Source organism: Clostridium sp. (assembly GCF_051650885.1).
Taxonomy (GTDB): domain Bacteria; phylum Bacillota; class Clostridia; order Clostridiales; family Clostridiaceae; genus Clostridium.
In genome coordinates, this window is record NZ_JBOFRG010000153.1 from 1 (window position 1) to 25,803 (window position 25,803).

Genomic DNA, 25,803 nt, shown 5'->3' on the forward strand with positions numbered 1-25,803 from the left:
GGAAAATATAGATAAATATGTATTTAGAAGAAAAAAGAAAAGGTGGGAATTGTATCGTTTATATAGGAACTAAAGAAAAACAAGAACAAGACTTGTTAGTAAATAAAATAGGAGCAGGAACATTTGCAGGAACTTTTAAAGTTAGTACTGCGGGATATTATACATTAACTTTTACAACAGACAGTGCATTTACCTTTGAATATAAGCCGTTTTAAAAGCAAGTGGGATCTAAAGTAAACAAAACAGATACTGTGCAAATTCAAGAAAAATGTAAAATAAGTAATTTGAAAAAGTAATTTAAGATAGGTGAAGAGTGTTAACGTTAGTGTTAGTGCTCTTTTTTTAAGATAGTGCATTGTATAATAATTTTAATATTTGATAAAATGAAAGAACTTTTGTTCGTATATAAATACAATATTTTGGCTAGTATTGTAATAGAGGAAGTGATATATTCAAAAGTTCTTAAATCCTGTTAAGATAAATGATTTAAGAGATGAAGTAAAAGGTGTTGAATCAAAAGGATTAAAATGATAGTAAAGAAAGGAGGTATTTAGTCTTAGGAATTTTGAAATATTCCTAGAACTAAGGAGAAGTTATGGGGATTGATGTTTTGTATTTGTGGATAAATTTAATCTCTAGTGTTGGAGATGTGAGAATAAATAAACTTGTTAAAGAGTTTGGAAGTATAAAAAAGGTATATGAAGCTAAGAGAGAAGATTTACTAAAGGTTGAGGGAATTGGTAAAGTTATTGGAAGTAGAATATTTGCATATAAGTCTTTAAATAAGGCAAATGAAATAAAAAAGTATTGTGATTCAAAGGGAATAAAGATTTTATGTCGTGAAGATAAAGAATATTTTAAAGAACTTTTGAAATATGAAGATGCACCATCTATGTTATACACTTATGGAAGGATAAGAAAAATAAAAAATACTATAGGTGTTGTTGGTGGCAGAAATGCAGATATGTATGGAAAGAATATTGCCTTGGAAATAGGAGATAATGCAGGCGAAAATGATGTGACTATAGTAAGTGGAATGTCAGAAGGAATTGAAGCTTATGTACAATCAGGAATTATAAGAAGCAAAGGATATTCAATTTGTGTATTGGGAACTGGAATAGATGGATGTTATCCTGCAATTCATAAAAGGTTAAGGAATGCACTTGGAGAAAATTGCTTACTTATATCACCATTTAAAATAGGAACAAAGCCAATCCGTGAAAACTTCTTTAAGAGAAACAAGTTGATAGCAATGCTTAGTAATAAAATTGTAGTCATACAAGCAAATAAAAATAGTGGTTCTTTAATAACAGCTAAGTATGGAATAAAAAAAGGAAAAGAAGTATATGCAGTGCCAGGTGATATTACGAATGACTTAAATGAAGGAAGTAATATATTACTTAGAAATGGGGCAAAAGTATATGTTGCTATCGGAAACATTATGAGAAGAAAAAATAAAAAAGAGGAAAAGGTAAAAGAAGAGGTTGAAAAGAAAATAATAAGGTTAATAAAAGAAAAACCAAAATCTATAGATCAGTTAGAAATAATACTAAGATTAAAAAAAGAAATTATTGTAGATAAATTATTTAACCTAGAACTAGAGGGCTTAATTAAATGTAAAAATGGAGAGTATTATTAGAATAAGATTGCTTTGAAAAATAGGAAATGTATATAATAGAGATAGATAGAAAAGGACGATATAAAAAGGAGGATAAAATGGCGATAAAAAGATTGAATCCAAGGTTTACGCTTGAAGAATTTGAGCAATTAGAAAAAGAAAGCAAAGAAATATTAGAATTTATAGATGGATATATTTATGCAAAATCATTTTCATCAATGAATCATAATACAATAATAGGAAATATACAAGGAGAACTTAGAAGTTATTTAAGAGGAAAACCTTGTAATGTGTATATGGAACAAATAGAAGTTATACTTGGCGAAGATAGAGTAAAACCAGATATATTCGTTGTTTGTAAAAATGAAGAGGGGGAATTTTCTAAAAAAGGACAGTCGTTTCTTACTATACCTAAATTAATATTTGAAGTAGTTTCAAAATCAAATGCTAGATTAGATACAGTAAAGAAAATGGATCTTTATGCAAGAGCGGGAGTTGAAGAATATAACTTAGTATATCAGGAAGGATATATTCATCAGTATAAGTTGAATGAAGAGGCAGAGTGTTACTATTTAAATGAAAGCTATAATATAAATGATACTTATAAAAGTATAGTTTTCTCAGATTTTAAAGAAAAGTTGAAAATAATTTTTGAAGACTTAGAATAAAAAATAAGTGTAGATATGTAAGGAGCATGGACAGAGATGTCGGTGCTCTTTTTACACGGTAAAGTGATATAGTATTTTACTAAGATTTAAGTTTAATATAGATATTATAAGAGTTGAATTCATAATTTGGTTACAAAAAATTAATGATATGTTATAATGATTTGTGAAAATATTATTTTGTAGAAATATAGAGTGGATATAAGAAAATTGTATAAAAAGGGATGGGAATATGAGAAAAGTAAGAAAAGCAATTATACCAGCAGCAGGATTGGGTACAAGATTTTTACCTGCAACTAAGGCACAGCCTAAGGAGATGCTTCCTATAGTGGATAAGCCTACTATTCAATATATTATTGAGGAGGCTATTGCATCTGGAATTGAAGAGATTCTTATTATTACAGGAAGAAGCAAAAAGTGTATTGAAGATCACTTTGATAGAAGTGTTGAACTTGAGTTAGAACTTGCAAAGGGTGGCAAGGATGAACTTCTTGAGATTGTTAATGGAATTTCTAATATGGTTGATATTCATTACATTAGACAAAAGGAGCCTAAGGGGCTTGGACATGCTATAAATTGTGCAAGAACTTTTGTGGGTGATGAGCCTTTTGCAATACTTTTAGGTGATGATATTGTTTATAATGATGAAAAGCCTTGTTTAAAGCAACTTATAGAATGTTATGATGAGTATAAAACAAGTGTTTTAGGGGTACAAACTGTAGATGCTAAAAATGTTAATAAGTATGGAATTGTTGATGGAATTGAAATTGAAGATAGAGTAATGAAAGTTAAAGGTTTAGTTGAAAAACCAAATGTAGATGAAGCTCCTTCAAATGTTGCTATTTTAGGGAGATATATAGTAACTCCAAGAATATTTGATATTTTAAAAGATACAAAGCCTGGTAAAGGTGGAGAAATCCAATTAACAGATGCATTACTTACATTAATAAGTGAAGAAGCTATGTATGCATATAACTTCCAAGGAAGAAGATATGATGTTGGAGACAAGCAAGGTTTCCTAGAAGCAACTATAGAGTATGCACTTAGACGTGAAGATTTAAAAGAAGGTTTTAAAACGTATTTAAAAGCGTTAGATATATAAAAAAAATAATAAATCAAAAGATAGTAATAATAGGAGTATTGATAAAAATAGTACTCCTTTTTATATGGGTTAACTACAGAAAAAGTTATAGAAAAATGACAGATATGAAAGAGTGTATATAAAGGAGAAAAGAGAATGGGTAAAAAGAAAAAGATTTTAATATCAGGAGTTTTAGGGATTATAGCCATAATAGGAATGCTTTTTGGTGGAGGATACTATTATGTTAAAAATAAGCTTGATAAAGTTGAAAAAGTTGATATTAATGTAGAAGAGCTTGGGATAGATAAAGAATTAACTGCAAAGTATGGAAACATTCAAAATATAGCTTTATTTGGAATAGATAATGTTGATGGAATGAAAGGTAGATCAGACTCTATAATGATATTAACTATAAATAGAGAAAAGAAAACTTTAAAAGTAAGTTCAATAATGAGAGATAGTTATGTAACAATAGCAGGAAAAGGAATAAAGGACAAAATAAATCATGCATATGCATTTGGTGGACCAGAAATGGCAATAAGAACTTTAAACGAAAGTTTTAATTTAAATATAAAAGAGTTCATAGCAGTAGATTTCGCATCATTACCAGAAATAATAGATACGATTGGTGGAATTGAGTTAGAAATAGATGAAGAAGAATTGAAATATATAAATTCATATATAAGTGATTTAAATAAATTAAATAAAACAGAAAATAGAGAAATAACAAAGCCTGGAAAGACACTAGTAAGTGGAACTGAAGCAATGGCATACTGTAGAATAAGATATACAAGTGGTGGAGATTACAAAAGGACAGAAAGACATAGAGAAATTTTAGGAAAGATATTTGAAAAAGTACAAAAAATATCACCAACAGAATATCCAAAGTTTTTAGATAAAATATTACCATTAGTAAAAACAAATTTAGAGTCAAAAGAAGTGATGGATATAGGCTTAGATATTGTGAAAATAGGAGGAAACTTACAAGAATCAAGATTTCCAAAGGATGAAGATTGTAAGGGCGAAATGATAGATGGAGTATATTATTTATCATTTAATAAAGATACTACAATAAAAAAGATGCATGAATGGATATTTAATTAAAGAATAATTGATAAAAAATAAGGCTTAATTTAAGAATACAAAATTACAGTGAGCGCTAACTTCTAGTTAGTGCTCTTTCAAAATATGTCTAAATAGTTAATTAAATGAATAAATGTGGTATAATATTAGAGTAAAAAGGGTAATAAGGGGAGAATTGAATATGAAAAATATTTTAGTTACTGGTGGTATGGGGTACATTGGTAGCCATACTAATGTTGAACTTTTAGAAAAGGGTTATAACGTTATTATTTTAGATAATTTGTGTAATAGCGATGAAAGAATAAAGAAAAGGGTTGAAGAAATCACAGGTATTGAACCTAAGTTTTATTATGGTGATATTTTAGATTCTAATATACTTGAAGAGATTTTTGAGAATGAGGACATTCATTCAGTTATTCATTTTGCAGCGCTTAAGGCTGTTGGTGAATCTGTTCAAAAGCCACTAGAATATTATAAGAATAATATTAGTGGAACTTTAAATTTACTTAATGTAATGAAGAGGTTTAACGTAAAGAATATTATTTTTAGTTCATCAGCAACTGTTTATGGAGAGGCTAAGGAAATGCCTATATCTGAAAAATCAGAAAGACTTCCTGCAACAAATCCATATGGTAAAACTAAAAGTATGATGGAAGATATTCTTATGGATGTATATAAGAGTGATGATTCTTGGAATATAGTTTTATTAAGATATTTTAATCCAGTTGGAGCACATAAAAGTGGTCTTATAGGAGAAATGCCAAATGGAATTCCTAATAATCTTATGCCATATGTTTCAAAGGTTGCATTTGGTGAACTTCAATATTTAAATGTATTTGGTGATGATTATGATACAAAGGATGGAACTGGAGTTAGAGATTACATTCATGTGGTAGATTTAGCTAAAGGACATGTACAAGCTATAAATAAAATAAATGAAAACTGTGGTCTTAAAATATATAATTTAGGAACAGGTGTTGGATATTCAGTTTTAGAAATAGTTAAAGCCTTTGAAAAAGCTTCAAATAGAGAAATAAAATATAAAATTAAAGAAAGAAGAGCTGGGGATATAGGAACATGTTATGCAGATCCAAAACTAGCAAAAGAAGATTTAAAGTGGGAAGCTAAATTTGGAATTGAGGATATGTGTGAAGATTTCTGGAGATGGCAATGTGAAGGGCTAAAAGCTTTGATTGAAGAAATTGATTTTAAAGAAATTGAAACGACACAGAAAATCTAAATATTATTAAAAGTAAATGAAAATCCAAGTAGAGTGCTTTAAATATGAAGTTACTTTCCTTGGATTTTTTTATTTAGATCTATTAAAGTATAAATTTAAATAACTTACTTGAAAATAAAATTTATATATGGTAATATTTGGAAGGGAGATAAAATTTCAAGGGGGATAATTTAATGAGAAAAAGAAAATTATTAGGTATGATTGTTGCTTTAGGATTAGCTGTAAATTTATCAACTGGTTTAGTAGCAAATGCAACAGAAAATGTAGGGGATGTACCAGCAGTTGAACAAGAAAAAGAGGAAAAAGAGGAAGTTGTTAAGTTAACATATACTAACTCTACTCAAAAGGTTGGAGAGGTTTTAAATTTAAATTTACTTAATGCTGAAGCAATTAATGTAAATGACAGAGTTACAAAATATAAAATTGTATATGGTGCGTGGGATGATACTGAAAATCCTATATTTGATGTAGTTAATAAAGATACTGCTATTATTGAAAAGGCCGGAGTTTATAATGTGGTTATTCAAGCAATAAATAGTAAAGGCGTTTTAGTTGCTGAAGGTCAAGCAACTATAACTGTTTTAGAAGAGGATAAAAAGGTTGATCAAGCACCGGTTATAGAAGGAAAAGGAACTATTATTAAGCAGTATGAAGCTTTTGATGTAAGTACTTTAGGAATAAAAGCTTTTGATAAAGAAGATGGTGATTTAACTAAAAATATTGTTATAGATAGTAAAGTAGATACATCAAAAGCAGGAGTTCAATCAGTTTATGTTTCTGTAAAGGATAGTGCAGGAAATGAAACGAAAGAAGTATTTTCAGTAGTTGTTAAAGAAAGAGGAAAACCTGTTATAACAGGAGTTGCTGGAGATAAATTAGTTTTAAAAGTAGGAGATAAATTTGATAACTCTATGCTTAACGTAAAAGCAACTGACAAGGAAGATGGTGATTTAACTTCTAAGGTTGTATATGAAGGCGCTGTAGATACATCAAAAGTTGGAACTTATAAAGTAATTGCAAAGGTTTCTGACAAAGAAAATTTAGAAACAATCAAAGAATTTACTGTTGTAGTTGAAGAAAAAGCAACTGTGAAACCACCAGTAAAACCAGTACAACCAACAAAACCAGTACAACCAACAAAACCAACAAAACCAACATCAAAGCCAAATTCAACAAAGCCTGTTACAGGTGATGAAACTGCATCAGGATATGCAATGGCAGGAATGTTAGCTTTAGCTGGTATAGTAATTGCAAAGAAAAAATAGTTTTATAATTAAATAGATTTTAAAATAAATTAAAGTGGTAGGATGATAAATCTTACTACTTTTTTTTAAAACTAGAGAAAGATATAGTGAGTAACAATTAACATAAAAAAAAATAATATATAGTAAGCAAGAGTTTAACGAATGAAGAGAGGAGGGAGATGATGTTTAAAGGAAAGATATTTTACTATGAAGATGTCTTATATATTTTATATGAAGATGAGATGGAGAAGTTAGAGAAGTCGAGTATTTTTCTTGGAAAGAATTACAGTTTTCATGTTGACGGGGAGAGGGATGTTTTTTTATCAGATATAATAACTGAAGTATTTTTTTGTAGCTTAGATTATGGAAGGAACTGTGTTTCTTTTAAGGTCAATGAAGATGGAAAAGGCGTATTGAAAAATTATAAATTAAGGTTTGGAGCATTCTTTTTAAAGGAGATTAATTATGTAACTAATAGTAAAGGCGAGATATATGATTTATGTAATTTTTACGATGTTAAGCCTAACTATACTCTTATAAAGCTTAAGGATTTTGAGGTTAAGTTTATTGATGAATGGAGTATTGGATTACTTCTAAAATCAGATATTTTCATTAAGACTTTGAATAAAGATGACTTTATTTTTGAAGTTGATGGAAAGGCTAGGGAGATTGCATATATAAGAAAGGATGACTTTAATTATTTTACAATGGTCTTTAGAGAGCGGTTTACTAATAATCCAAGGGAAAGCTTAGTATTAAAAACGAAGAATGTTATAAAGGGTTCAATAGATGCCTTAGGAAGATTTATAAAGGAAGAGGAAATGGTTTCTATAGAAAACAAGCTTAAACCAAGGATAAGAAATATAGGTTTAGTCCAGTTATCTGAGGAGAAGATAAGCTTAAGTTTAAATTTTGATACAGATATTTTAAGGTATTCTTCTAATGATTTTTATGTAAAGGTTAGAGGTGAGAAGGCTTTAGCTAAAGGAAGTTCAAATTTCTTAAGAAAGGGTAAGCCTATGATTTTAGAGCTTGAGAAGACTAATGGCATTGACATTGAAGATGTGGACATCTATGTAAAAACAGAGGGTATAAAGTCCTTCTTTACTCTTGGATATAATAAAAGTATGATTGAAAGCTTTGATTTTATAAAGGTGGAAGCTTTTTATGGAAAAAGGGCACTGTTAAATAGTGATATAGATAGTATTTTAAATGTTTCATTTAATGAAAGATTAAGGAAGATAGAAAAAATAGATATAAAGTATACAGTAGCAAAAGAAGAAGACAGGATAAGCCTTATAAATGAAGAGTATGGAAAGATAAATTTCTATTATGAGGGGATTGTACAAAATATAACGAGAACTACAATAGATGGAACCTTAGAAAGTAGTGAAAATAATCTTAATATCTTTTTTGCTGGAATGATTTTAAATGAGTTTAAAGGCTTTGTGTATGCAGATTATACAACAGGGAATTCTATTGAAAATGAAAGAAAAATAGGTGGATTAAAGGGCGTTAATACACCTATAGAATATGTGGAAAATGTTGAAGAAGTCATATATATAGAAAGCTATGATTTTGGTGAAAATTGGACTTTAGAAGGAAAGCGAGTAACCAAGCCTGTAATTATAGAAATTGATAATAGTGTCTCTTATAGATATTATGGAAACTTAGAAAATAAAACGATTTTTGAGGCTGAGTTAAAATGGATATATATAGAAAGAGATGATGGAAATTTGAATGTAGATGTTGATATTTATAATTTTGAGTGTGAAAATCTTGTAATAGAAATAGATAAAAATATTAATATAAACTTTAAAGAATCTATTATAAAAAATATGATAAAGCTTTAAGGAGAAGGTTATGGGAAAAGTATTAATTAGTATAAACAGTATAAAAAAAGAAGAGATAGAGTTTTCATTAAATGAGTTTACAGAGATTACTAAAGAAAGTTTAAGGATTTTTAGTCTAGTAGAAAATATAGCACTTGAAGAGGCTGAGTATAGCTTAGTATTTAAAGATGAAAAATATATATTGACTGTAAGGGGTGAAAAGTCCTGTTATTTTTATATAAAAAAAGAGGGAATAATGTCAAATATTATATATATTTTCAGAAAGAGTGTTATATTAAATGGAAATTATATTTATACAAGAATACCATTGCCAGATGAAAGCTATAAAACTTTTTTTAGTGATGAAAGCTTTATTAAGGGGAGGAACGTTTTAGCTAAAGGTGATGTTTTTGAACTTTTAAAAGAAATAGATATGGAAAAATCTTATTTTGTAGTTGATGAAAGAGAGACTCAAAAGAAAATTATAATTTATTTATTTTCAGTAAATGGGGGTTTAATAGAAGGGGATTATAAGGTAAAGCTAGTTAAAAGAGGTGGATAAGGATGAAGATTCAGCTTGAAAACTCAAGGATAGATAATTTAAATGTAAAAGCAGAAAATGAAATGACTGTAGAAAATAAGGGAAGTGAAGTTGGAGAAATTCATATTGGTGGTAGAATAATTGAATTAAGAGGGGAGTTTTTCAATAATATTAATATTGAAAAAGCTACAGATATTATATTAGATGGTAGCTTTAGATTGATAGATAATAAAATAAGCTTAGATACTGAAGTTACTGATATAAGAATGATTTATAGTGCAGGAACTGATGTATATATGGATATTTTAAATAATATTAAAATTGATATTTTAAAAGGTATGACAAAAACAAAGCTTTATATAAAAAGTAAGGATATAGAAATTTTAGAATCTAAAGCAGGGAATGAACCTTTCATAAATATCTATTTAGATGGTGGACAAAGGGTAAAGGTTGATGAAAGTGTAAATGAAATTAATTTTAATAATGAAAAGAACCTTGAAATTGAGTTTTTTAATACCAAAAATTTGCCTATAATAAAAAATTTAAACAATGGAAATGTAGAAAAGCTAATAGGAAGTTTTGAAAATGTAAAGTTAATTGAAGAGAGTGGAGTAGCTATAAATAATATTGAATTTGTTTATGATGTTAAGTTTGTAAGTGGAGTAGGAATAATAGAGAATTTAGAAAATTTCTCTGATTTAAGAGATATATCTTTAAAGATATATGAGAAAAAAGAATATGAAATAAAGGAGTCACAAATTTAGAAGGTTAACATAATATATATTATAAAGTTAAGATTTAACGAGAGATAAGGAGTGAAATATTATGTTAATTAAAGTAAAAGGATATTCTTATACAAATGGTACTATTTCAATTGAATTAACTAAAAATGATAAAACTAGCTTAGCTTTAACAAATACTGCAAAACCAGCAAAAGAAATATTTACGTTACAAAAAATAGATGGAGAAACTTTAAAAACAGTAGAGATAAGTGCTCTAGATTTTCAAGGTGGAGCAGAGGCACCGGCAACTTTTGATGGATTATTTAAGATAACTTTTGTAAAAAATGGAACTAATGCAGTTGCAGTAGGAGATATCTTAGTTTTAGGAGGAATTGATGGGGTTATAGCTTCTCCTTTTGAAAGGATTTATAATACTGCAACAGTTGATGGAAGTCTTGGAGCTATTGCAGAAACAACTGAAACAACTGTTTCAATGGTAGCGCCAAACCATAATCATACAAGTGATCAACCATATAATTTAGTAATAAATGCATTAACTGAAGGTGAAGTAGCTTCAGCAGCAGTTGTAGTACCCTTAGGAGATGATTTGATAATTAATGGTATTCAAGTTGCAAGTGTTAAGCTATCAAAATCAACTGCAGGAACTAACTTTAATAAAGGTGATAAGATTGATTTTAAAGTAACATTCCACAGTGATGCAAATGGAACATCAGCACCATTAAACTTTGATTAACTGCCTACGCAAACTCGTTACTTTAGTGATGAGTTAGTAGGCAAAAAGTCAGTATATAGAGAAATCTGTATATAGAGATAGAGTTAACTCTATCCAATACTACTTGAATTGCTAGAAACCCCTAAAACTAACTAAACTACAACGTAAGAATGAAATAAGTCTAAGCGTGAATGTTGAGAAATCAGAAAAAATTAGTTAGATGTTATAAGGTTAAAGCCTAAGTAACTTTAAAAATGGGCAATTAGCAGGTAAGCTCCGAATAGGAGAAACTTCAACGACTATTCCTCTTGAGGGAAGTACACTACAAGCTATTGGTAGTGGAAGTGGGTAGCCCCTAGCACATAATGGTGAGGGTGAAGATATAGTCTGTGCTTATGTGAAAGCATAAGAAGTTCATAAGAGAACTGCTATAATAGTAGCGAGTTATAGTGAACGACAACCTCTAAAACGACTAAGGACTATGGGGTTAGCTTGGTGAATTTACTTACATTAGTGGGTATTACCCAAGAACCCATAGGCTTTAGTCGTGGGAGGTTCAGGGAAATGTAAATGATTATTTAGCAATAGGATTTGATTATAAAGGTTAGAAGTTAGAGGAGGAGTATCTGAAAAAGGATACTCCTTTTTAGATTTGAAAAAGGTAAGTTTATTAAGGGAGTTTAAATCTTTTTATGTAGCGTAAACATAGTAAATAGAAAGGGGGATATGATATAATAAAGAAGAGAAATAAATGTATAACTAAGACAGATTTCAAGGGTTTGTTTTAGTTAATTTTTTGTGTTAAGGAATGGATTTTAAGATGGAGATAAAGGATATTTTAACTTTTGCATTGGATATTGGTGAAAATATGCTTAAGTGTAATGCAGAAATAAATCGTGTTGAGGATACAATAATAAGAATATGTAAAAGTTATGGAGAGTATACAGTAGATATTTTTGCAATAAAGAGTTTGATTATAGCAACCATTAGAGATAAAGAGGGGAATAGTTTTAGTGAAAATAGAAGAGTTTATCGTAGTGATTTTAATTTAGAAAAATTAGAGGAGCTTAATAGCTTATCAAGATATATTTGTCAAACTAAACCTAACAAAAAAGAAATAAAAGAAAAACTAGAGAATTTTAAAATATATGACTTATCAGAAAGTAGAAAAAATTTAATTGGTGGAATACTTGGGGGGATTGGATTTTGTATATACTTTGGAGGGGGTTTTAGAGATGCAATAGCAGTTGGGATTATAGGAATTATTTATTTTTATATAAATAAATATGGTAGTAAATTTATCGCAAATCAAATAGTTTCTACAACTATAATGTCCTTTATAATAGGTTGTCTTGCAATAGTATCTGTGAAAATTGGAATTGGTGTAAATGTTGATAAAATAATAATTGGTGGTGTTATGCTTGTAATACCTGGAATGGCTATGGTTACAGGCTTTAGAGATATGTTAAGTGGTGATATCTTAGCTGGAACATTTAGGTTAGTAGAAACAATGCTTATAACCCTTGGAATTACAAGTGGTTTTGCTTTAGCTTTGTATTTAGGAGGTGCAATAAGATAATGAACTATATAATTGAAATAGCATCATGTGCACTAGGAGCTTTAGGGTATGCATTAATTTATAATGTGAAAAAGGATAAGCTTGTAGCAGCAACAATTGGAGGAACCTTTACAATTACAACATATGTTATAGCAAATGGAATAATTAAAGATATTTTATTATCAACAGCAATTGCATCAGCTGTGATAACAGTTTACTCAGAGATTTTAGCAAGAAAGCTAAAGGCACCAGCAACCGTATTTTTACTTCCAGGAATTATACCATTAGTTCCAGGAGGAGGCTTGTTTTATACAATGACAGGATTACTTACAGGAAATAAAGAGGAGTTTCATTCCTATGGAATAAGTACTTTACAAACAGCAGCAGGTATAGCAATTGGGGTTATAATTGCATCATTAATATTTTATCATTTAAATAAAATTTTATATAAAAAAATAAAAAGAATTGAGGCTATGAAAAATAATCTTAATTTATGATTATTATTTGAATGAAAGTATTTTATGGAAATACTGAAGGAGAGAAGATATGAGAGAAAAAAAAATTAGTATAATTATTCCTGTATATAATAGTGAGGATTATTTAAGTGAGGCTATAAATTCAATAATGAATAATAGCTTTCAGGAATTTGAAGTTATATGTATAGATGATGGTTCAAGTGATGAAAGCTTGAATATTTTAAATGAATTAGAAAAAAGAGATGAAAGAATAAAAGTATATACACAAAGTAATAGTGGACCAAGTAAAGCAAGAAACTTAGGGCTTGAAAAAGCTAGTGGAGAATATATAGTATTTATGGATTCAGATGATATACTACCTAAAGATTCTTTAATGTTAAGATATGAGGCTATAGAAGAGTCTAATAGTGATGTTGTTATAGGTGGAACTAATAGATTTAATAAAGAAAAAGAGTGGCGTATGGAGAAGCATTATTTTGAAGATGGGGAAAAGGATATTTTAAAAGATTTTAAGCTTTTAAGGAATTTAGGACCTTGCAATAAGATATATAGGGCAAGTCTTTTAAAAGGCATGTTTTTTAATGAAGAATTGAAATATGCTGAGGATGTGGCTTTTGTGTTAGAAGCTTTAGTAAAGGCAAAAAAAATATATACATTAAATAAATTGGTGTATAAATATAGAGAGAGAGAAGGTTCATTAACTTTTTATAAAGGAAGAGAAGTAGAGATATTAAGAAATTCTATAAAAAGCTTGAAAAATGTATTTAATACTTTAGATAAAATAGAAATGAAAAAAGAAAATAAACTGTTGAAGATAAATTATTTAGAAAGAGTAATAGATGTTGATATTTGGCCATCATATAGAAGTATTAAAGAGAAGAATATAAAAAAAGAAATGACTTTAGAAATTTTAAATATGCTAACTTTATTAGATAAAAAAATAATAGGGGCTTCATATAAAATAAAGATATTTATAGCTAAAAATCTTTATGAGAATTATTTTTTATATTTACAAAGTAATGATGACTTTAAAAAAGAAATTAAAGTAAAAATAGAAAAAATCTATGAGGATAATTTAGAGGCTAAAAGCTATTTAGAAATTATAATTAACTTTTTTTATAAGGAGAAAAAGCAAATATTATTTAGATATTTAATTAAAGAAAAAATAAAAAGATTATTTAAAGACAGGAAAAGCACTTAGAAAAATTCTAAGTGCTTTATTTATGACTTTTAAATTAATAAAAAGGCTAAAGTTTAAATAAAAAATGAATAAAATTTTCAAGTATGATATAATTCTAAAAGAAAAGGTTAAATTAAAACTTATATGATTAAAGGGGTAGAAGAAAAAATATGAGGAAAATAAGCGTTATTATACCTGTATATAATGTTCAAGCTTATATAAAGGAAACTTTAGATTCATTATTTAATCAGACTTTAAGAGATTTTGAAGTAATTTTAGTAGACGATGGTTCAACAGATAATAGTAAAAAAATAATTGAAGAATATATAAGTCAGTTAGAAAATTTCAAATTAGTAGAACAAAAAAATGGTGGACCAAGTAAAGCTAGAAACAGAGGCATATTAGAAGCTAAGGGTGAATATATAGCATTTATGGATTCTGATGATATTATACCAATAGATTCATTAGAAATGAGGTATAACCTAGCTGTGGAAAAATGTGCAGAAGTAGTTGTTTGTGGAACTTATAAATATGATGGTAAAAATAAATGGCCTATGGAAAATCATTTTTTAAATGAGGGAGAAAAGGATATTAGGGAAAGCTACGATTTATTATGGACCCTTGGGCCATGTAATAAGCTATTTAAAACCGATATTATAAAAGATATGGCTTTTCCACAAGAAATTAAATATGCAGAAGACCAAGCCTTTGTAATAGAAGCTTTTTTAAAGGCAAATAAAATTTATGCAACTAAGAATGTAGGATATTACTATAGAATGAGACCAGAAGATGGAGAAGCTTCTTTAACAAATCAAATTCAAAGTAAAAGTGCAGAAGTTCTAGAACAGGTAAAGAAATCTTGGGAAATTACCAGAGGGAATATAGATAAATATTGCACAAATAAATTTACAAGAGAAAAGTTAAAGGAAGAATATTTTGAAAGACTAATATTAGTTGATATATGGCCACCTTTAAAAAAAGCTATTGTTCATGGAAGTGAAGAAATTAAAGTTAAAGCTTTAGAAAATATGATTATATTAATAAAAGAATTAGACCAAAGTATAGTTAATAATTCAGCTAAGTTAAGGTGGATTATAACACAAGGGATTGTTGATAAATATTTGTTTATGAACAGTAAAGCTAGAGATGAGTATGTGAATTTATTAGTAGAGATTTATAAAAAATTTGATGCAAATAGTAAAAATTATTTGAAAGTTAATTATAGTGATTTATATAGATATATAAGAAAAACAGTAAGACATAGAAATAAAAAATATTTATTTTTGTATCTAGTAAAAAGAAAGCTTAAAAAAATTCCAAAGAAGCTAGAAAGTCTTTTAGTGAAAAATTCAAAGTATATGTTTAACTTAGCTAAAATATTGCCTATAAAGAAGGATTTAGTTATTCTTGCAACAAATAAAAGTGAAGAGTTATCAGGAAATTTACTATATATAAATAAGGAACTTGTGAAAAAAGATAGTTACAATATAAAGCTTTATTTAAATAATGAGAGAGGTTTTATAGAGAGCTTAAGAATGTATAGAAATTTTGCAAGAGCAAAATATATTGTATTAGACGATTATTATAGACAAATATATGGGCTGAAATTTAAAAAGGAGGCAGAAGTAATACAAGTATGGCATGCCTGTGGAGCTTTTAAAAAGTTTGGGTTTAGTGCAATTGGAAAAGCTGATAGTAATACTAAAGAGTTTGAGTTAAATGCTCATTCAGCTTATACAAAGGTTGTTACAAGCTCAAAAAACATAGTAAAAGAATATGCTGAAGCCTTTAATATTAAAGAAGAAAATGTTTTACCACTAGGTGTTCCAAGAACAGATATTATGCTTGACGAAGAGTATAGAAAATTTATTAGAAGAAATCTTCAAAATGAATATCCAGAAATAAAAAATAAAAAAATTATTCTTTATGCACCAACATTTAGGGGGGGTCCAAAAGAGAGGCAAAATTTTAAGTTAGAGCTTAATCCAACTAAGCTTCTTAAAAATATAGATGAAGATTATGTTTTAGTTTTAAAATTACACCCTAGTGTAAAAAATGGATTAAAGGATGTTATAATTCCAAAAGAATTAAAAAAGAGAGTCTTAAATATAGATAGTGAAAATGATATAAATGATTTAATCGCTGTTTCAGAAATTGTTATAACAGATTATTCATCAGTTGTATTTGAAGGAGCATTATTAGATAAAAAAATTATTATGTTTGCCTACGATAAAGATGATTATTTAAAGGAAAGAGATTTTTATTATGAATATGACTCCTTTGTACCGGGAAATATAGCTAAAACTAATGAAGAAATAGTAGAAATAATTAATAATAGTGACTTTGATATGCAGAAGGTTAAAGAATTTAAAAATAAATTTTTTGACCACTATGACGGACAAGCTTCTAAAAGGCTTGTGGAAAATCTGTTTTGTTAAACAATGGAGGAAAAAGATGCTTAAAACTATTTTAAAAGAAAATAAAGAAAATTTAAAACAAACTATACTAATATCAAAGGTTGATTTAGTTAAATTTTATAAAGGAACTGCCCTTGGTTATGCTTGGGCAGTTATAAGACCGATGGTTACAATAGGGGTATATTTATTTGCATTTACTTTTATTCGTGAAAGCAGTCATATGGATGGCTTTCCATACTTTTTATGGCTTATTGCAGGGCTTACACCATGGTTTTTTATGAGTGATGCAATTGTAGGGGGAGCTATGTCTATAAGGGCATACAGGCATTTTGTAACAAAAATAAAGTTTCCTGTTTCTACAATTCCAACATTTACGATACTTTCGAAGCTTTATGTACAGTTAATGTTGATTGGATGTATTACAGTTATTTTTGCTATATTTGGATTTTTTCCAGATATATATTATCTTCAATTTATAGTATATATTCCATTAATGTATGTATTTTTCCTTGTATTATCATGGAGTTTAGCATCCCTATCAGCAATAAGTAGAGATTTTGAAAATTTAGTTAAAGCAGCTATACAAGCTGTTCTTTGGATGTCTCCTATTTTATGGAATATAGAAAGTGTAGGGAATCCACTTTTAAGGTTTATATTAAAATTAAACCCAATTCACTTTTTTATTCAAGGATATAGAAATATATTTCTTTATAAAAGATGGTTTTTTGAAAGTCCATACATAATTTAATTGATAATAGTAATTATAATCTTAGGGATTATAGGAAGCCGTGTGTATAAAAGAACATATAAAGAATTTACAGATGTGTTATAGGAGAGAGAAAATGGGGGATTATGCAGTTAGATTTAAAAATTTAGTTAAAGAATACAAGCTTTATAAAAATGATAAAGATAGATTTAAAGATTTATTTTGGGGGAAGAGATACACTCCGTTTAAGGCAATAGATGATTTAACTTTAGATTTACCTACGGGTGAAGTTATTGGAATATTAGGGAAAAATGGTTCTGGAAAAAGTACAATTTTAAAAATGGTTACAGGAGTTGTATATCCAACTTCAGGAGAAATAGAAGTAAATGGGCGAGTGTCAGCACTTTTAGAGCTTACAGCAGGATTTGATGGAGAGCTTACAGGAAAGGAAAATATATATTTAAAAGGCTATTCTATGGGGATGGATAAAAGTGGTGTAGAGAAAATTATTCATTCAATAATTGATTTTTCAGAGCTTGGCGAATATATAAATCAACCTGTTAGAATGTACTCAAGTGGAATGAAGGCAAGGCTTGGATTTGCAATTGCAGTAAATATAAATCCAGATATACTTGTTGTAGATGAGGCATTAGCTGTGGGAGATGAAATGTTTAGAGATAAATGTTTAAAAAGAATGGACAAGTTTAGAGATGAAGGAAAAACAATTCTTTTTGTATCACATTCATTGCCTCAAATGAGGAGCTTTTGTACAAAAGGTGCATGGCTTTATAAAGGAAAACTTATAGACTATGGAGACATAGATGAGGTAGCAAATCTTTATAAGCATTTTTTAAATGGTGTAAGTATAGAAGAGATTATAGAAAATAAACATAAATATAAGGACTTAGTAGAAATAAAACAAAGTCTTACTGATATAGAAATGAAGGAAGATGGAGCAGAATTCAAAGGATATGTTTCGTTAGAGCCAATAAGCAAAGCTTATACTATAGATAACATTTCATTGGTGGATAATGAGAAAATATTAAAATTTAAAGATATAATTATTGAGAAAAATAAAGATGAGAAATTAAATAGATTAGATTATAAATTTTATCTTCCATTTGCTCAAATAGAAGAGGGATTCTTTAATTTTGAGTTAAATATAGATGTAGATGGTGAAAATTATAATAGACAAGCTTGGTGTGCAAGTAAGTTTGGTCAGTTTATCAATGGAAAAGGAATAGAGATAGTAATAAAATCAAATAGGATAAAAATAAAGTGTGGGAGAAGATAAATGAGAATTGATAAGAAAAGAGAAATGATAATATTTTCTGCTATTTTTATAATAGTTTTAGGAAGTTTAGTATTTTTATTTCCGTATTCTGGAGATGACTGGGCATGGGGAAGTTCCATAGGTGTAGAAAGATTAGAAAATTTATTTAGAGATTATAATGGAAGATATTTGGGGAATATTGTAGTTCTTATATTAACAAGATCTAATATTTTAAGAACTGTAGTAATAACATTAACATTATACGGATTAATTTATCTAGGAAGAAAATATATTGTAGAAGAAAATACAAAGATAACAGGGATATATTTAATGGCGTTATTATTAGTGTTTATGCCACGAGATGTTTGGATGCAAAGTGTAGTATGGACTGCAGGGTATTCAAATTATGTAATTTCAATGTTGTTGATATTTATATATTTCATTTATACTAAAAAAATATTTAAAGAAGAAGTACCAGTATTTAAAAATACATTTATAATACCATTATTTATACTTGGGATTGCAACGACTCTTTTTGTGGAACATGTAACGTTATATTGTGTGGCTATGGGGATATTTGTAATAATATTTACAAAAATTAGGTTTAAGAAAATATATGCTACTAATATTTCTTATTTAGTGGGAAGTATATTTGGGACTTTTTTAATGTTTTCAAATGGAGCATATAGTAAAATTGCAGAAGGTACAGAAACTTATAGATCAATACCTAAAAGTGGAGGATTTATAACAAAAGCTTTTGAAAGTTATTTTAAAGTTGTGTATAAACAATTAGCATATAATAATGTTGTTTTAAATATTGCAATGGCAATAATCATAGTAGTAATTGCAATGAAGTTTATAGATATGGGAAAAGAAAGAGCAATATTAGCTAAGGGGATAATGTTTATTATAGTAGCATATGCTACATATAGTACAATAGGAGTGTTAAATCCGGAGTGGAAAATGTTATTAAAGTACACTGATGTTTTTAATGGAATATTTTCTATAGTATATTACTTAGCTTTAATAGGAGCTGGGATTTTATTTATAGAAAATGCAGAACAAAAAAGAAAAACATTATTTTTACTAGGAAGCTTAGCTATTTTAGTAGGACCACTATTTTTTGTAAATCCTATAGGACCAAGATGCTTTTTTGGAAACTATATAATATTTATTTTAATAGTAGCAGAATTCTTTGAAATAGCAATTGGCACGAAAAAAAGCAATGGTTTAAAAACTGTAATGATAGGAATGATAGGAGTTCAAATGATCTTTTTATTTAGTGTATATGGATACATATATAAGATTAATAATGAACGATTAAAAGCTGTGAAAATAGGGATAGAAACAAAACAAGAAGAAATAATAATTCCTAAACTACCATATAAAAAATATGTATGGACAGGAGATCCATTTTCTTTTTGGACAGATAGATTTAAATTGTTTTATTCAATACCAGAAGAAGTTAAGGTAAAGACTGTTGAGTTAAAGGCTTGGAAAAAATAATAATCTTTATAAAAGCTAGCTTGAAAATCAAGCTAGCTCTTTTTCTCAGTTTCTTTAATTATATAAACAGGTCTTTTTTTAGTTTCTAAATAAGTTTTAGAAAGGTATTGTCCTAAGATTCCAATACATAGTAATTGTATCCCAGACATAAAAAGAATTAAGCAAACTATTGTTGGCCAGCCAGATATTGGAGAGCCAAAGATTAAAGTTTTACAAACTATGAAAAGACCATATAAGGTTGAGCAAATAAATAAAAATACTCCTAGAAAAGAAGAAATTAAAAGTGGTGTTGTTGTATAAGCTAAGAAGCCTTCCATTGAATATTTTAAAAGACTCCAGAAGGACCAACTTGTACTACCAGCTTGTCTTTCTTCATTTTGAATAGGAATCCATTTAGTATCAAAGCCAACCCATTCAAAAATTCCTTTTGAAAATCTATTATATTCCTTAACATTTAAAATAGCATCAACCATAGAACGCTTCATTAATCTATAATCAGTTGCACCTTCAACTATATGAGTATCTGAAATTTTGTTAATGATTTTATAAAATTGCTTTGAGAAGAATGAACGAATAACTGGTTCCCCTTTTCTATCAAGCCTACGTGTTGCAACACAATCAAAGTTTTCTTCACATATTATTTTATACATTTCTTTAATAAGCTTAGGTGGATGTTGTAAATCAACATCAATAGCAACACAGTAATCACCAGTGCTATTTTCTAAACCTGCAAACATTGCAGCTTCTTTTCCAAAGTTTCTAGAAAATGAAATGAAGCGTACAGAAGAATCTTTAGCTGAAAGCTCTTTTAATTTTAATAAAGTTGAGTCTTTAGAGCCGTCATTGATAAATAAAAATTCAAAATCAACATAATCCATATCAAGTTCTAATTTCTTTATCGCATCATAAAAAAGAGGAATAGATTCTTCTTCGTTATAACAAGGAACTATTATAGAGATTAATTCTTTATCTTGTTTCATTTGCTTGTCTATCTCCTTTAAATACAAAAAATTTACTTACTACATAGTTTAATAATGTAATTATTATTCCAATAATAACTTTGCTAAGCATATCATTTATTAATAAATTTAAAACTAAAAAATTAAAAAGAAGCATATCAAGTGCACCAGTTAAGGCTCTTGATAAGGTGAAATCAAAAGCTTCCTTTAGAAAGGTTGGTATATTTGTAGTTTTGCTATTAAAAACAAAAAATTTATTCGTTAAAAAAGCAAATAATACAGATAAAAACCAAGCTATAAAATTACTAGGAAGAGGTGGCAGATTTAGGAATCTACTACAAAAAAAATAAACTATAAAGTTTACAAGTGTTGTAAGGACTCCAAAAATTATATATGAAATCCCTTCTTTATATTTAGACAATAAGTTTTTATACATAAAGTTATATCTCCTATTAAATTTAATTGATAAAAGTTAAAGCAAAAGCTTTAAATATATTTCATTATAACATTTTAAATTAACAAAATTAACTTTAAATTCAAATATTAAGGTTTTATTAATAAAACAGATAATATAAAAAGAAAGATAAAAAATGGAGAAAAATATTAAAAAAATTGGAATTAAAGAATAAAGAGTGTAAGGTAAAGAGTTAATTGTAAAATATTGAATAAAAAAGAAAAATGATATATAATAAAAATATTGAAAAATATGCTAAAAAAGAAAATAATTAAAAGAAATTTATGAGTACAAAATATAAAGAAAAACAATGAATTTATGGTGGGATGAATAGGGGGAATTATGAAGAGAGAAAGGTTAAATACTATTGTAAAAAGTACAGTTGTAGCAGTTGGTATATCAGCAGTTTCTGCTTATGGAAACGGTGTAGTAGCAGAAGCTAAAGGAAATACAGAAAATTTATCTCAAGATGGGATATTAAGAGTAGATGAAAGCGTTGCGGTAATATCTAAAAATATTTTAGGAAGTACAAATGTTAATGCAGAAACGATGGAAAAGTGGGCTAGAGGAAAGGGTGCAACGGATACATTTATTTCATTAGCACAAAAATATATAAACCTTTCATCAGCACATGGAGGAGTTAATCCAATAGTAGCTTATGCTCAGGCGGCAGTTGAAACAGGATATGGTAAGTTTGGAGGGGTACTTAATGAAAGTTATCACAATCCATGTGGTTTAAAAACCAGAGAAGGTGGAAGCAATACTGATCCAAATGCACATCAAAGATTCGCTTCATGGGATGAAGGAATTGGTGCTCATCTAGATCACTTAGCACTTTATGCAAGTGCTGGAGGTTATCCAAGAGCAAACACAAAAGATCCAAGACATTTTCCGCATATTTTAGGAAAAGCTAAAACAATAGAAGCTTTATCAGGAACATGGGCAACTGATACTCAATATGGAGCAAAAATTACTAGATTAGTAAATGAAATAGAAAATTTAGCAGGTGTAGTAGAGCCAGTAGATCCACCTAGACCAGTGGACCCACCAAAGCCAGTAGAACCACCGAAACCAGTAGAACCACCAAAGCCAACACATCCAGAAGTTGTAGAGAAGCATGGAATTGTAAAGGCTAGTGTATTAAATGTAAGAGAAGGAATGGGAACAAACACAAAAATTATAGGTTCATTAAAAAGAGGGACAAGCGTAACCATACTTGAAACAAAAAATGGATGGCATAAAATAAAGCGTGGAAGTTCTTATGGATATGTGAGCTCACAATATATAGATGTAGCTAATATTGTAATTCCAGAAACATCTAAACCAACACTACCACCAGTTGTAGGCGGAAGTAAAAATGGAATAGTAACTGCAAATGTTTTAAATATAAGAAGTGGAATGGGTACAAATACAAAAGTTATAGGGTCTTTAAAAAGAGGAGCAACTGTAACTATATTAGAAACAAAAAATGGATGGCATAAAATAAAGCATGGAAGTTCTTATGCATATGTAAGTGATGACTATGTAGCAATAACAGGAGAGTCTACAAATTCAGAAAAACCAAATGTTGGAGAATCTAGAGGAACTGTAATAGCTAGCGTTTTAAATGTTAGAGAAGGAATTGGAACTCATACAAAGGTGGTAGGTTCATTAAAAAGAGGAACTAGTGTGACTATAATAGAAACACAAAATGGATGGCATAAAATAAAGTATGGAAATTCATATGGATATGTAAGTGCCACGTATATAAGAGGGTAATTGAAAATTTAAAATTAAGAATTAAGAATTAGGAAGGACTTGAGTAAGTCCTTCCTTTTTTGAAATAAAATTTATTTAGCGACAAATTTTATTTCAAAAAAGATAAGAATAAAGAGATATTAGTGAAAAAGTAAGAGTTGATTGTAGTAAAAAGGGAATTATATTTAATATATTTAATAAATATTCAATTTAGAAAAATAAAAATAATTTAAATAAATTTCTATAAAAAAGAAGGAAAAAGATATTCAATGAAGAATAATACAAATATCCCAATTAAAGGGAAAAAATATACAAAGGGGTATTAATTTATGAGTAAAAGATTATTAGCAATAGTTGCGACAGCGGTTATTGCAACAAGCATGTTTGGAACAGAGGTTGAGGCAAAAGCTGAAACTAAGACAAACGAAGAAACAAAAATTGAAAAAACACAAGGAAAACCAACAATTAAAGCATTAGCCACAGATGTATATGTAGAAGTTGGTCAACTAGCTGGAGGACAACAGCTTTATAGGTTCTTTGAAGGAAAAACTAGCGAGGGAACAAGCAAGACACCTATAATTACTATCAATGGATTTAATACTAATGTAACAGGAACATATACTGCTGAAGCAGTAGTAACTGAAGGAACTGGCGAAAATAAACAAGAAGCTAGAGCAGAACTAAAAGTCCACGTAGTAAATAAAGGTGATGCAAAAGTTAATCCAACACTAGTATTAAAAGATGCAGAAATAGAGAAAAATGATAAAGAAGCATCACTAAGAAAGCTACTTGTTGTAAGTGCAAAAAATAATTTAGGGCATAGTATAGAGGGAGCTACAACTTTTAAAGTTAATGGAGAAGGACATAATGCAGGGACAGCGCCACAGAAGCCAGGAAAATATAAAGTTGAAGTAACAGTTAAAGATGGAAGTAGAGTTACGGTTAAGGAATGTAATTTAACTGTAAAAGGAGAACTTAAAAACCCAGTTTTAGAATTAACACAGGAAAAAGTAAATCTTAAACCAGATCAGAATATAAATTTATCAGGATATGTAAAGAAGGCTTGGGATGAGGAAGATGGAGATTTAAGAAAGAAAGTTAGATTCTGGAAAGATAATAAAGAGGTTTCAAATATACCGTTAAACAAGGGCAGAAATGAAGTAGTATTTACAGTAGCAGACAGTGATGGAATGAGAACCTTTGCAACATTAATAGTAAATATTACTGATAATGGTGAGGATCCTGTAGAACCAGGAAAACCAGAGCCACCGGTAAAACCAGAGCCACCGGTAAAACCAGAACCACCAGTAAAACCAGAACCACCAGTGAAGCCAGAGCCAGAAAAGCCAAAGCCACCGGTAAAACCAGAGCCAGTGAAACCAACAAAGCCAGTACAACCAACAAAGCCAAGTACAAGCAAACCAGGAGATAATAAACCATCAACAGGTGATGTAGGAACAGTTGGATTTGCTTTAGTAGGAGCTTTATCAGCAGGAGCTTTAGTAAAGCTTAAGAAAAGAAAATAATTAAAAGAAGATGAGATAGCAGTTTTTTTCTGCTATCTCATTTCTTTTAGTAAAAAAACGTTATCAAAAGAATGAAAATATGGTAAAATTGAGTAGTATTGCTTTAATTTAAATAAAAGAAAGAGGATTTATTGATGAAGAAGGAAATATTTAAAGATATTTTAGAAAAGTTTGATTTTAAAGGGGTTTGTACTTGTGAGGAATGCCACAATGTTGGAAATATAAATGATACTACAATAGTAACGTATACTGATAAGGGTGAAGAGAAAAAGTATGTGGTTCAAAGAGTTAATCATAATATTTTTAAAGATGTAGATAGTTTAATGAATAACATAATAAAAGTAACTAACCATATATCTAATAAGGTTTTAGAAAATGGTGGAGACATTAAAAGAGAGTCTTTAAATTTAGTAAAAACTAAAAGTGGTGAATACTACCATAAAACTGAAAATGGAAATTATTATAGAGCTTTTGAGTTTATAGATAATGCAAGAACTTTTATGAAGGTTGAAAATGAAAAGCATATTTATGAAGCAGGGAAAGCACTTGGAAAGTTTCAAAATTATCTAGGTGATTTTGATGCAGAAGAGCTTTTTGAGGTTATAGAAGATTTTCATAATACACCTAAAAGATATGAAGCTTTTGTAGAAGCTGTAAAAGAAGATAAGGTAGGAAGAGTTTCTTCTATACAAGAGGAAATTCAGTTTATAGAGAAAAGAAAAGATGAATTAAGTAAGCTTGTAGATTTATGGCAAGAAGGAGAAATTCCTGTTAGAGTAACGCATAATGATACAAAGTTTAATAATATAATGATAGATGAAGATACAGGAGAAGCAGTTTGTGTTATTGATTTAGATACAGTAATGCCAGGGCTTTCACTTTATGATTTTGGTGATGCTATAAGATCAGGGTGTAGCACAGCAGAAGAAGATGAGAAGGATTTAGAAAAAGTAACTATTGATATAAAGCTTTATGAAAATTTCTTAAAGGGGATTTTAGAAGAGTGCGGACATGCCTTAACTGAAGAAGAAAAAAATAATATACCTTTTTCAGCTAAGCTTATAACAATAGAGCTTGCAATGAGATTTTTAACTGACTATATAAATGGTGATGAATATTTTAAAGTAGATTATGAAGATCATAATTTAGTTAGAACTAGAAATCAATTAAAACTTGCAAAAGAAATGGAAAGAAAATTAAATATTTAAAATAAAAAAGATATACTTGTGTTTTATTTTACACAAGTATATCT

At 28.5% G+C, this 25,803-nt stretch carries 23 protein-coding genes; 21 read left to right on the plus strand and 2 right to left on the minus strand.

The genetic code is table 11. The features are described 5' to 3' along the window. The first annotated feature begins 17 nt into the window (after nt 1–17). The 18 genes from ACRC28_RS07425 to ACRC28_RS07510 all read left to right on the plus strand — a co-directional run bounded on the left by ACRC28_RS07425 (nt 18) and on the right by ACRC28_RS07510 (nt 19,875). Complete coding sequence (locus tag ACRC28_RS07425; RefSeq protein WP_438542817.1) at nt 18–215, plus strand: hypothetical protein; 198 nt, start codon at nt 18–20, stop codon at nt 213–215. 380 nt (nt 216–595) lie between these two features. Next, nucleotides 596–1,639 (plus strand): DNA-processing protein DprA, encoded by a 1,044-nt coding sequence (locus ACRC28_RS07430; RefSeq protein WP_438542818.1) that lies wholly within the window; start codon nt 596–598, stop codon nt 1,637–1,639. 77 nt (nt 1,640–1,716) lie between these two features. Further along, the gene (locus tag ACRC28_RS07435; RefSeq protein WP_438542819.1) at nt 1,717–2,286 is read left to right on the plus strand and encodes a Uma2 family endonuclease; all 570 of its coding nucleotides are present in this window, start codon (nt 1,717–1,719) and stop codon (nt 2,284–2,286) included. A gap of 229 nt (nt 2,287–2,515) precedes the next feature. Beyond that, nucleotides 2,516–3,385 (plus strand): UTP--glucose-1-phosphate uridylyltransferase GalU, encoded by an 870-nt coding sequence (gene galU / locus ACRC28_RS07440; RefSeq protein WP_438542820.1) that lies wholly within the window; start codon nt 2,516–2,518, stop codon nt 3,383–3,385. A gap of 135 nt (nt 3,386–3,520) precedes the next feature. Further along, a complete protein-coding gene (locus tag ACRC28_RS07445) occupies nt 3,521–4,468 on the plus strand; it encodes an LCP family protein (RefSeq protein ID WP_438542821.1) in 948 nt (315 codons plus the stop codon). A 160-nt stretch (nt 4,469–4,628) separates the two neighbouring features. Continuing rightward, nucleotides 4,629–5,687, plus strand: a complete 1,059-nt coding sequence (galE, locus tag ACRC28_RS07450; RefSeq protein WP_438542822.1) for a UDP-glucose 4-epimerase GalE — start codon at nt 4,629–4,631, stop codon at nt 5,685–5,687. Between the two features lie 173 nt (nt 5,688–5,860). Beyond that, on the plus strand, nt 5,861–6,952 hold the full coding sequence (locus tag ACRC28_RS07455; protein WP_438542823.1) for an immunoglobulin-like domain-containing protein: 1,092 nt from the start codon (nt 5,861–5,863) through the stop codon (nt 6,950–6,952). A 161-nt stretch (nt 6,953–7,113) separates the two neighbouring features. Continuing rightward, complete coding sequence (locus ACRC28_RS07460) at nt 7,114–8,784, plus strand: hypothetical protein (RefSeq protein WP_438542824.1); 1,671 nt, start codon at nt 7,114–7,116, stop codon at nt 8,782–8,784. A gap of 10 nt (nt 8,785–8,794) precedes the next feature. Then, nucleotides 8,795–9,325 carry a hypothetical protein gene (locus tag ACRC28_RS07465; RefSeq protein WP_438542825.1) on the plus strand — a complete coding sequence of 177 codons (531 nt, stop codon included), beginning with the start codon at nt 8,795–8,797 and terminating at the stop codon, nt 9,323–9,325. Nucleotides 9,326–9,327: 2 nt separating this feature from the next. Next, nucleotides 9,328–10,068 (plus strand): hypothetical protein, encoded by a 741-nt coding sequence (locus ACRC28_RS07470; RefSeq protein WP_438542826.1) that lies wholly within the window; start codon nt 9,328–9,330, stop codon nt 10,066–10,068. Nucleotides 10,069–10,129: 61 nt separating this feature from the next. Next, complete coding sequence (locus ACRC28_RS07475; RefSeq protein ID WP_438542827.1) at nt 10,130–10,780, plus strand: hypothetical protein; 651 nt, start codon at nt 10,130–10,132, stop codon at nt 10,778–10,780. 787 nt (nt 10,781–11,567) lie between these two features. Then, a complete protein-coding gene (locus tag ACRC28_RS07480) occupies nt 11,568–12,338 on the plus strand; it encodes a threonine/serine ThrE exporter family protein (protein WP_438542828.1) in 771 nt (256 codons plus the stop codon). Further along, nucleotides 12,338–12,814: a threonine/serine exporter family protein gene (locus ACRC28_RS07485; protein WP_438542829.1), complete on the plus strand. Its 477-nt coding sequence runs from the start codon at nt 12,338–12,340 to the stop codon at nt 12,812–12,814. Before ACRC28_RS07480 ends, ACRC28_RS07485 begins: the two co-directional genes overlap by 1 nt. Nucleotides 12,815–12,863: 49 nt before the next feature. Next, nucleotides 12,864–13,994: a glycosyltransferase family 2 protein gene (locus ACRC28_RS07490; protein ID WP_438542830.1), complete on the plus strand. Its 1,131-nt coding sequence runs from the start codon at nt 12,864–12,866 to the stop codon at nt 13,992–13,994. Nucleotides 13,995–14,143: 149 nt separating this feature from the next. Continuing rightward, nucleotides 14,144–16,411 carry a bifunctional glycosyltransferase/CDP-glycerol:glycerophosphate glycerophosphotransferase gene (locus tag ACRC28_RS07495; protein WP_438542831.1) on the plus strand — a complete coding sequence of 756 codons (2,268 nt, stop codon included), beginning with the start codon at nt 14,144–14,146 and terminating at the stop codon, nt 16,409–16,411. A gap of 16 nt (nt 16,412–16,427) precedes the next feature. Further along, the gene (locus ACRC28_RS07500) at nt 16,428–17,138 is read left to right on the plus strand and encodes an ABC transporter permease (RefSeq protein WP_438542832.1); all 711 of its coding nucleotides are present in this window, start codon (nt 16,428–16,430) and stop codon (nt 17,136–17,138) included. 94 nt (nt 17,139–17,232) lie between these two features. Further along, nucleotides 17,233–18,390, plus strand: coding sequence for an ABC transporter ATP-binding protein (locus ACRC28_RS07505; RefSeq protein ID WP_438542833.1), 1,158 nt, complete (start codon nt 17,233–17,235; stop codon nt 18,388–18,390). Further along, on the plus strand, nt 18,391–19,875 hold the full coding sequence (locus ACRC28_RS07510) for a DUF6056 family protein (protein ID WP_438542834.1): 1,485 nt from the start codon (nt 18,391–18,393) through the stop codon (nt 19,873–19,875). A 32-nt stretch (nt 19,876–19,907) separates the two neighbouring features. Here the strand turns inward: ACRC28_RS07510 and ACRC28_RS07515 are convergent, their stop codons facing one another. Further along, a complete protein-coding gene (locus ACRC28_RS07515) occupies nt 19,908–20,855 on the minus strand; it encodes a glycosyltransferase family 2 protein (protein WP_438542835.1) in 948 nt (315 codons plus the stop codon). Continuing rightward, nucleotides 20,842–21,270 (minus strand): GtrA family protein, encoded by a 429-nt coding sequence (locus ACRC28_RS07520; protein WP_438542836.1) that lies wholly within the window; start codon nt 21,268–21,270, stop codon nt 20,842–20,844. Before ACRC28_RS07520 ends, ACRC28_RS07515 begins: the two co-directional genes overlap by 14 nt. A 360-nt stretch (nt 21,271–21,630) precedes the next feature. Here ACRC28_RS07520 and ACRC28_RS07525 point away from each other — a divergent pair, with 360 nt between their 5' ends. From ACRC28_RS07525 to ACRC28_RS07535, 3 genes are all read left to right on the plus strand, one after another. Beyond that, nucleotides 21,631–23,046 carry an SH3 domain-containing protein gene (locus ACRC28_RS07525; protein WP_438542837.1) on the plus strand — a complete coding sequence of 472 codons (1,416 nt, stop codon included), beginning with the start codon at nt 21,631–21,633 and terminating at the stop codon, nt 23,044–23,046. Between the two features lie 308 nt (nt 23,047–23,354). After that, on the plus strand, nt 23,355–24,551 hold the full coding sequence (locus ACRC28_RS07530) for an LPXTG cell wall anchor domain-containing protein (RefSeq protein ID WP_438542838.1): 1,197 nt from the start codon (nt 23,355–23,357) through the stop codon (nt 24,549–24,551). Between the two features lie 134 nt (nt 24,552–24,685). Continuing rightward, complete coding sequence (locus ACRC28_RS07535; RefSeq protein ID WP_438542839.1) at nt 24,686–25,759, plus strand: phosphotransferase enzyme family protein; 1,074 nt, start codon at nt 24,686–24,688, stop codon at nt 25,757–25,759. Nucleotides 25,760–25,803: the final 44 nt, after the last annotated feature.

Coding starts and splice junctions, on each gene's coding strand:
- ACRC28_RS07520 (WP_438542836.1), bottom strand. CDS start 21,270: ATGTATAAAAACTTATTGTCTAAATATAAAGAAGGGATTTCATATATA.
- ACRC28_RS07435 (WP_438542819.1), top strand. CDS start 1,717: ATGGCGATAAAAAGATTGAATCCAAGGTTTACGCTTGAAGAATTTGAG.
- ACRC28_RS07535 (WP_438542839.1), top strand. CDS start 24,686: ATGAAGAAGGAAATATTTAAAGATATTTTAGAAAAGTTTGATTTTAAA.
- galU (WP_438542820.1), top strand. CDS start 2,516: ATGAGAAAAGTAAGAAAAGCAATTATACCAGCAGCAGGATTGGGTACA.
- ACRC28_RS07515 (WP_438542835.1), bottom strand. CDS start 20,855: ATGAAACAAGATAAAGAATTAATCTCTATAATAGTTCCTTGTTATAAC.
- ACRC28_RS07500 (WP_438542832.1), top strand. CDS start 16,428: ATGCTTAAAACTATTTTAAAAGAAAATAAAGAAAATTTAAAACAAACT.
- ACRC28_RS07495 (WP_438542831.1), top strand. CDS start 14,144: ATGAGGAAAATAAGCGTTATTATACCTGTATATAATGTTCAAGCTTAT.
- ACRC28_RS07460 (WP_438542824.1), top strand. CDS start 7,114: ATGTTTAAAGGAAAGATATTTTACTATGAAGATGTCTTATATATTTTA.
- ACRC28_RS07525 (WP_438542837.1), top strand. CDS start 21,631: ATGAAGAGAGAAAGGTTAAATACTATTGTAAAAAGTACAGTTGTAGCA.
- ACRC28_RS07455 (WP_438542823.1), top strand. CDS start 5,861: ATGAGAAAAAGAAAATTATTAGGTATGATTGTTGCTTTAGGATTAGCT.
- ACRC28_RS07530 (WP_438542838.1), top strand. CDS start 23,355: ATGAGTAAAAGATTATTAGCAATAGTTGCGACAGCGGTTATTGCAACA.
- ACRC28_RS07485 (WP_438542829.1), top strand. CDS start 12,338: ATGAACTATATAATTGAAATAGCATCATGTGCACTAGGAGCTTTAGGG.
- ACRC28_RS07465 (WP_438542825.1), top strand. CDS start 8,795: ATGGGAAAAGTATTAATTAGTATAAACAGTATAAAAAAAGAAGAGATA.
- ACRC28_RS07505 (WP_438542833.1), top strand. CDS start 17,233: ATGGGGGATTATGCAGTTAGATTTAAAAATTTAGTTAAAGAATACAAG.
- ACRC28_RS07430 (WP_438542818.1), top strand. CDS start 596: ATGGGGATTGATGTTTTGTATTTGTGGATAAATTTAATCTCTAGTGTT.
- ACRC28_RS07475 (WP_438542827.1), top strand. CDS start 10,130: ATGTTAATTAAAGTAAAAGGATATTCTTATACAAATGGTACTATTTCA.
- ACRC28_RS07445 (WP_438542821.1), top strand. CDS start 3,521: ATGGGTAAAAAGAAAAAGATTTTAATATCAGGAGTTTTAGGGATTATA.
- ACRC28_RS07490 (WP_438542830.1), top strand. CDS start 12,864: ATGAGAGAAAAAAAAATTAGTATAATTATTCCTGTATATAATAGTGAG.
- galE (WP_438542822.1), top strand. CDS start 4,629: ATGAAAAATATTTTAGTTACTGGTGGTATGGGGTACATTGGTAGCCAT.
- ACRC28_RS07510 (WP_438542834.1), top strand. CDS start 18,391: ATGAGAATTGATAAGAAAAGAGAAATGATAATATTTTCTGCTATTTTT.
- ACRC28_RS07470 (WP_438542826.1), top strand. CDS start 9,328: ATGAAGATTCAGCTTGAAAACTCAAGGATAGATAATTTAAATGTAAAA.
- ACRC28_RS07480 (WP_438542828.1), top strand. CDS start 11,568: ATGGATTTTAAGATGGAGATAAAGGATATTTTAACTTTTGCATTGGAT.
- ACRC28_RS07425 (WP_438542817.1), top strand. CDS start 18: ATGTATTTAGAAGAAAAAAGAAAAGGTGGGAATTGTATCGTTTATATA.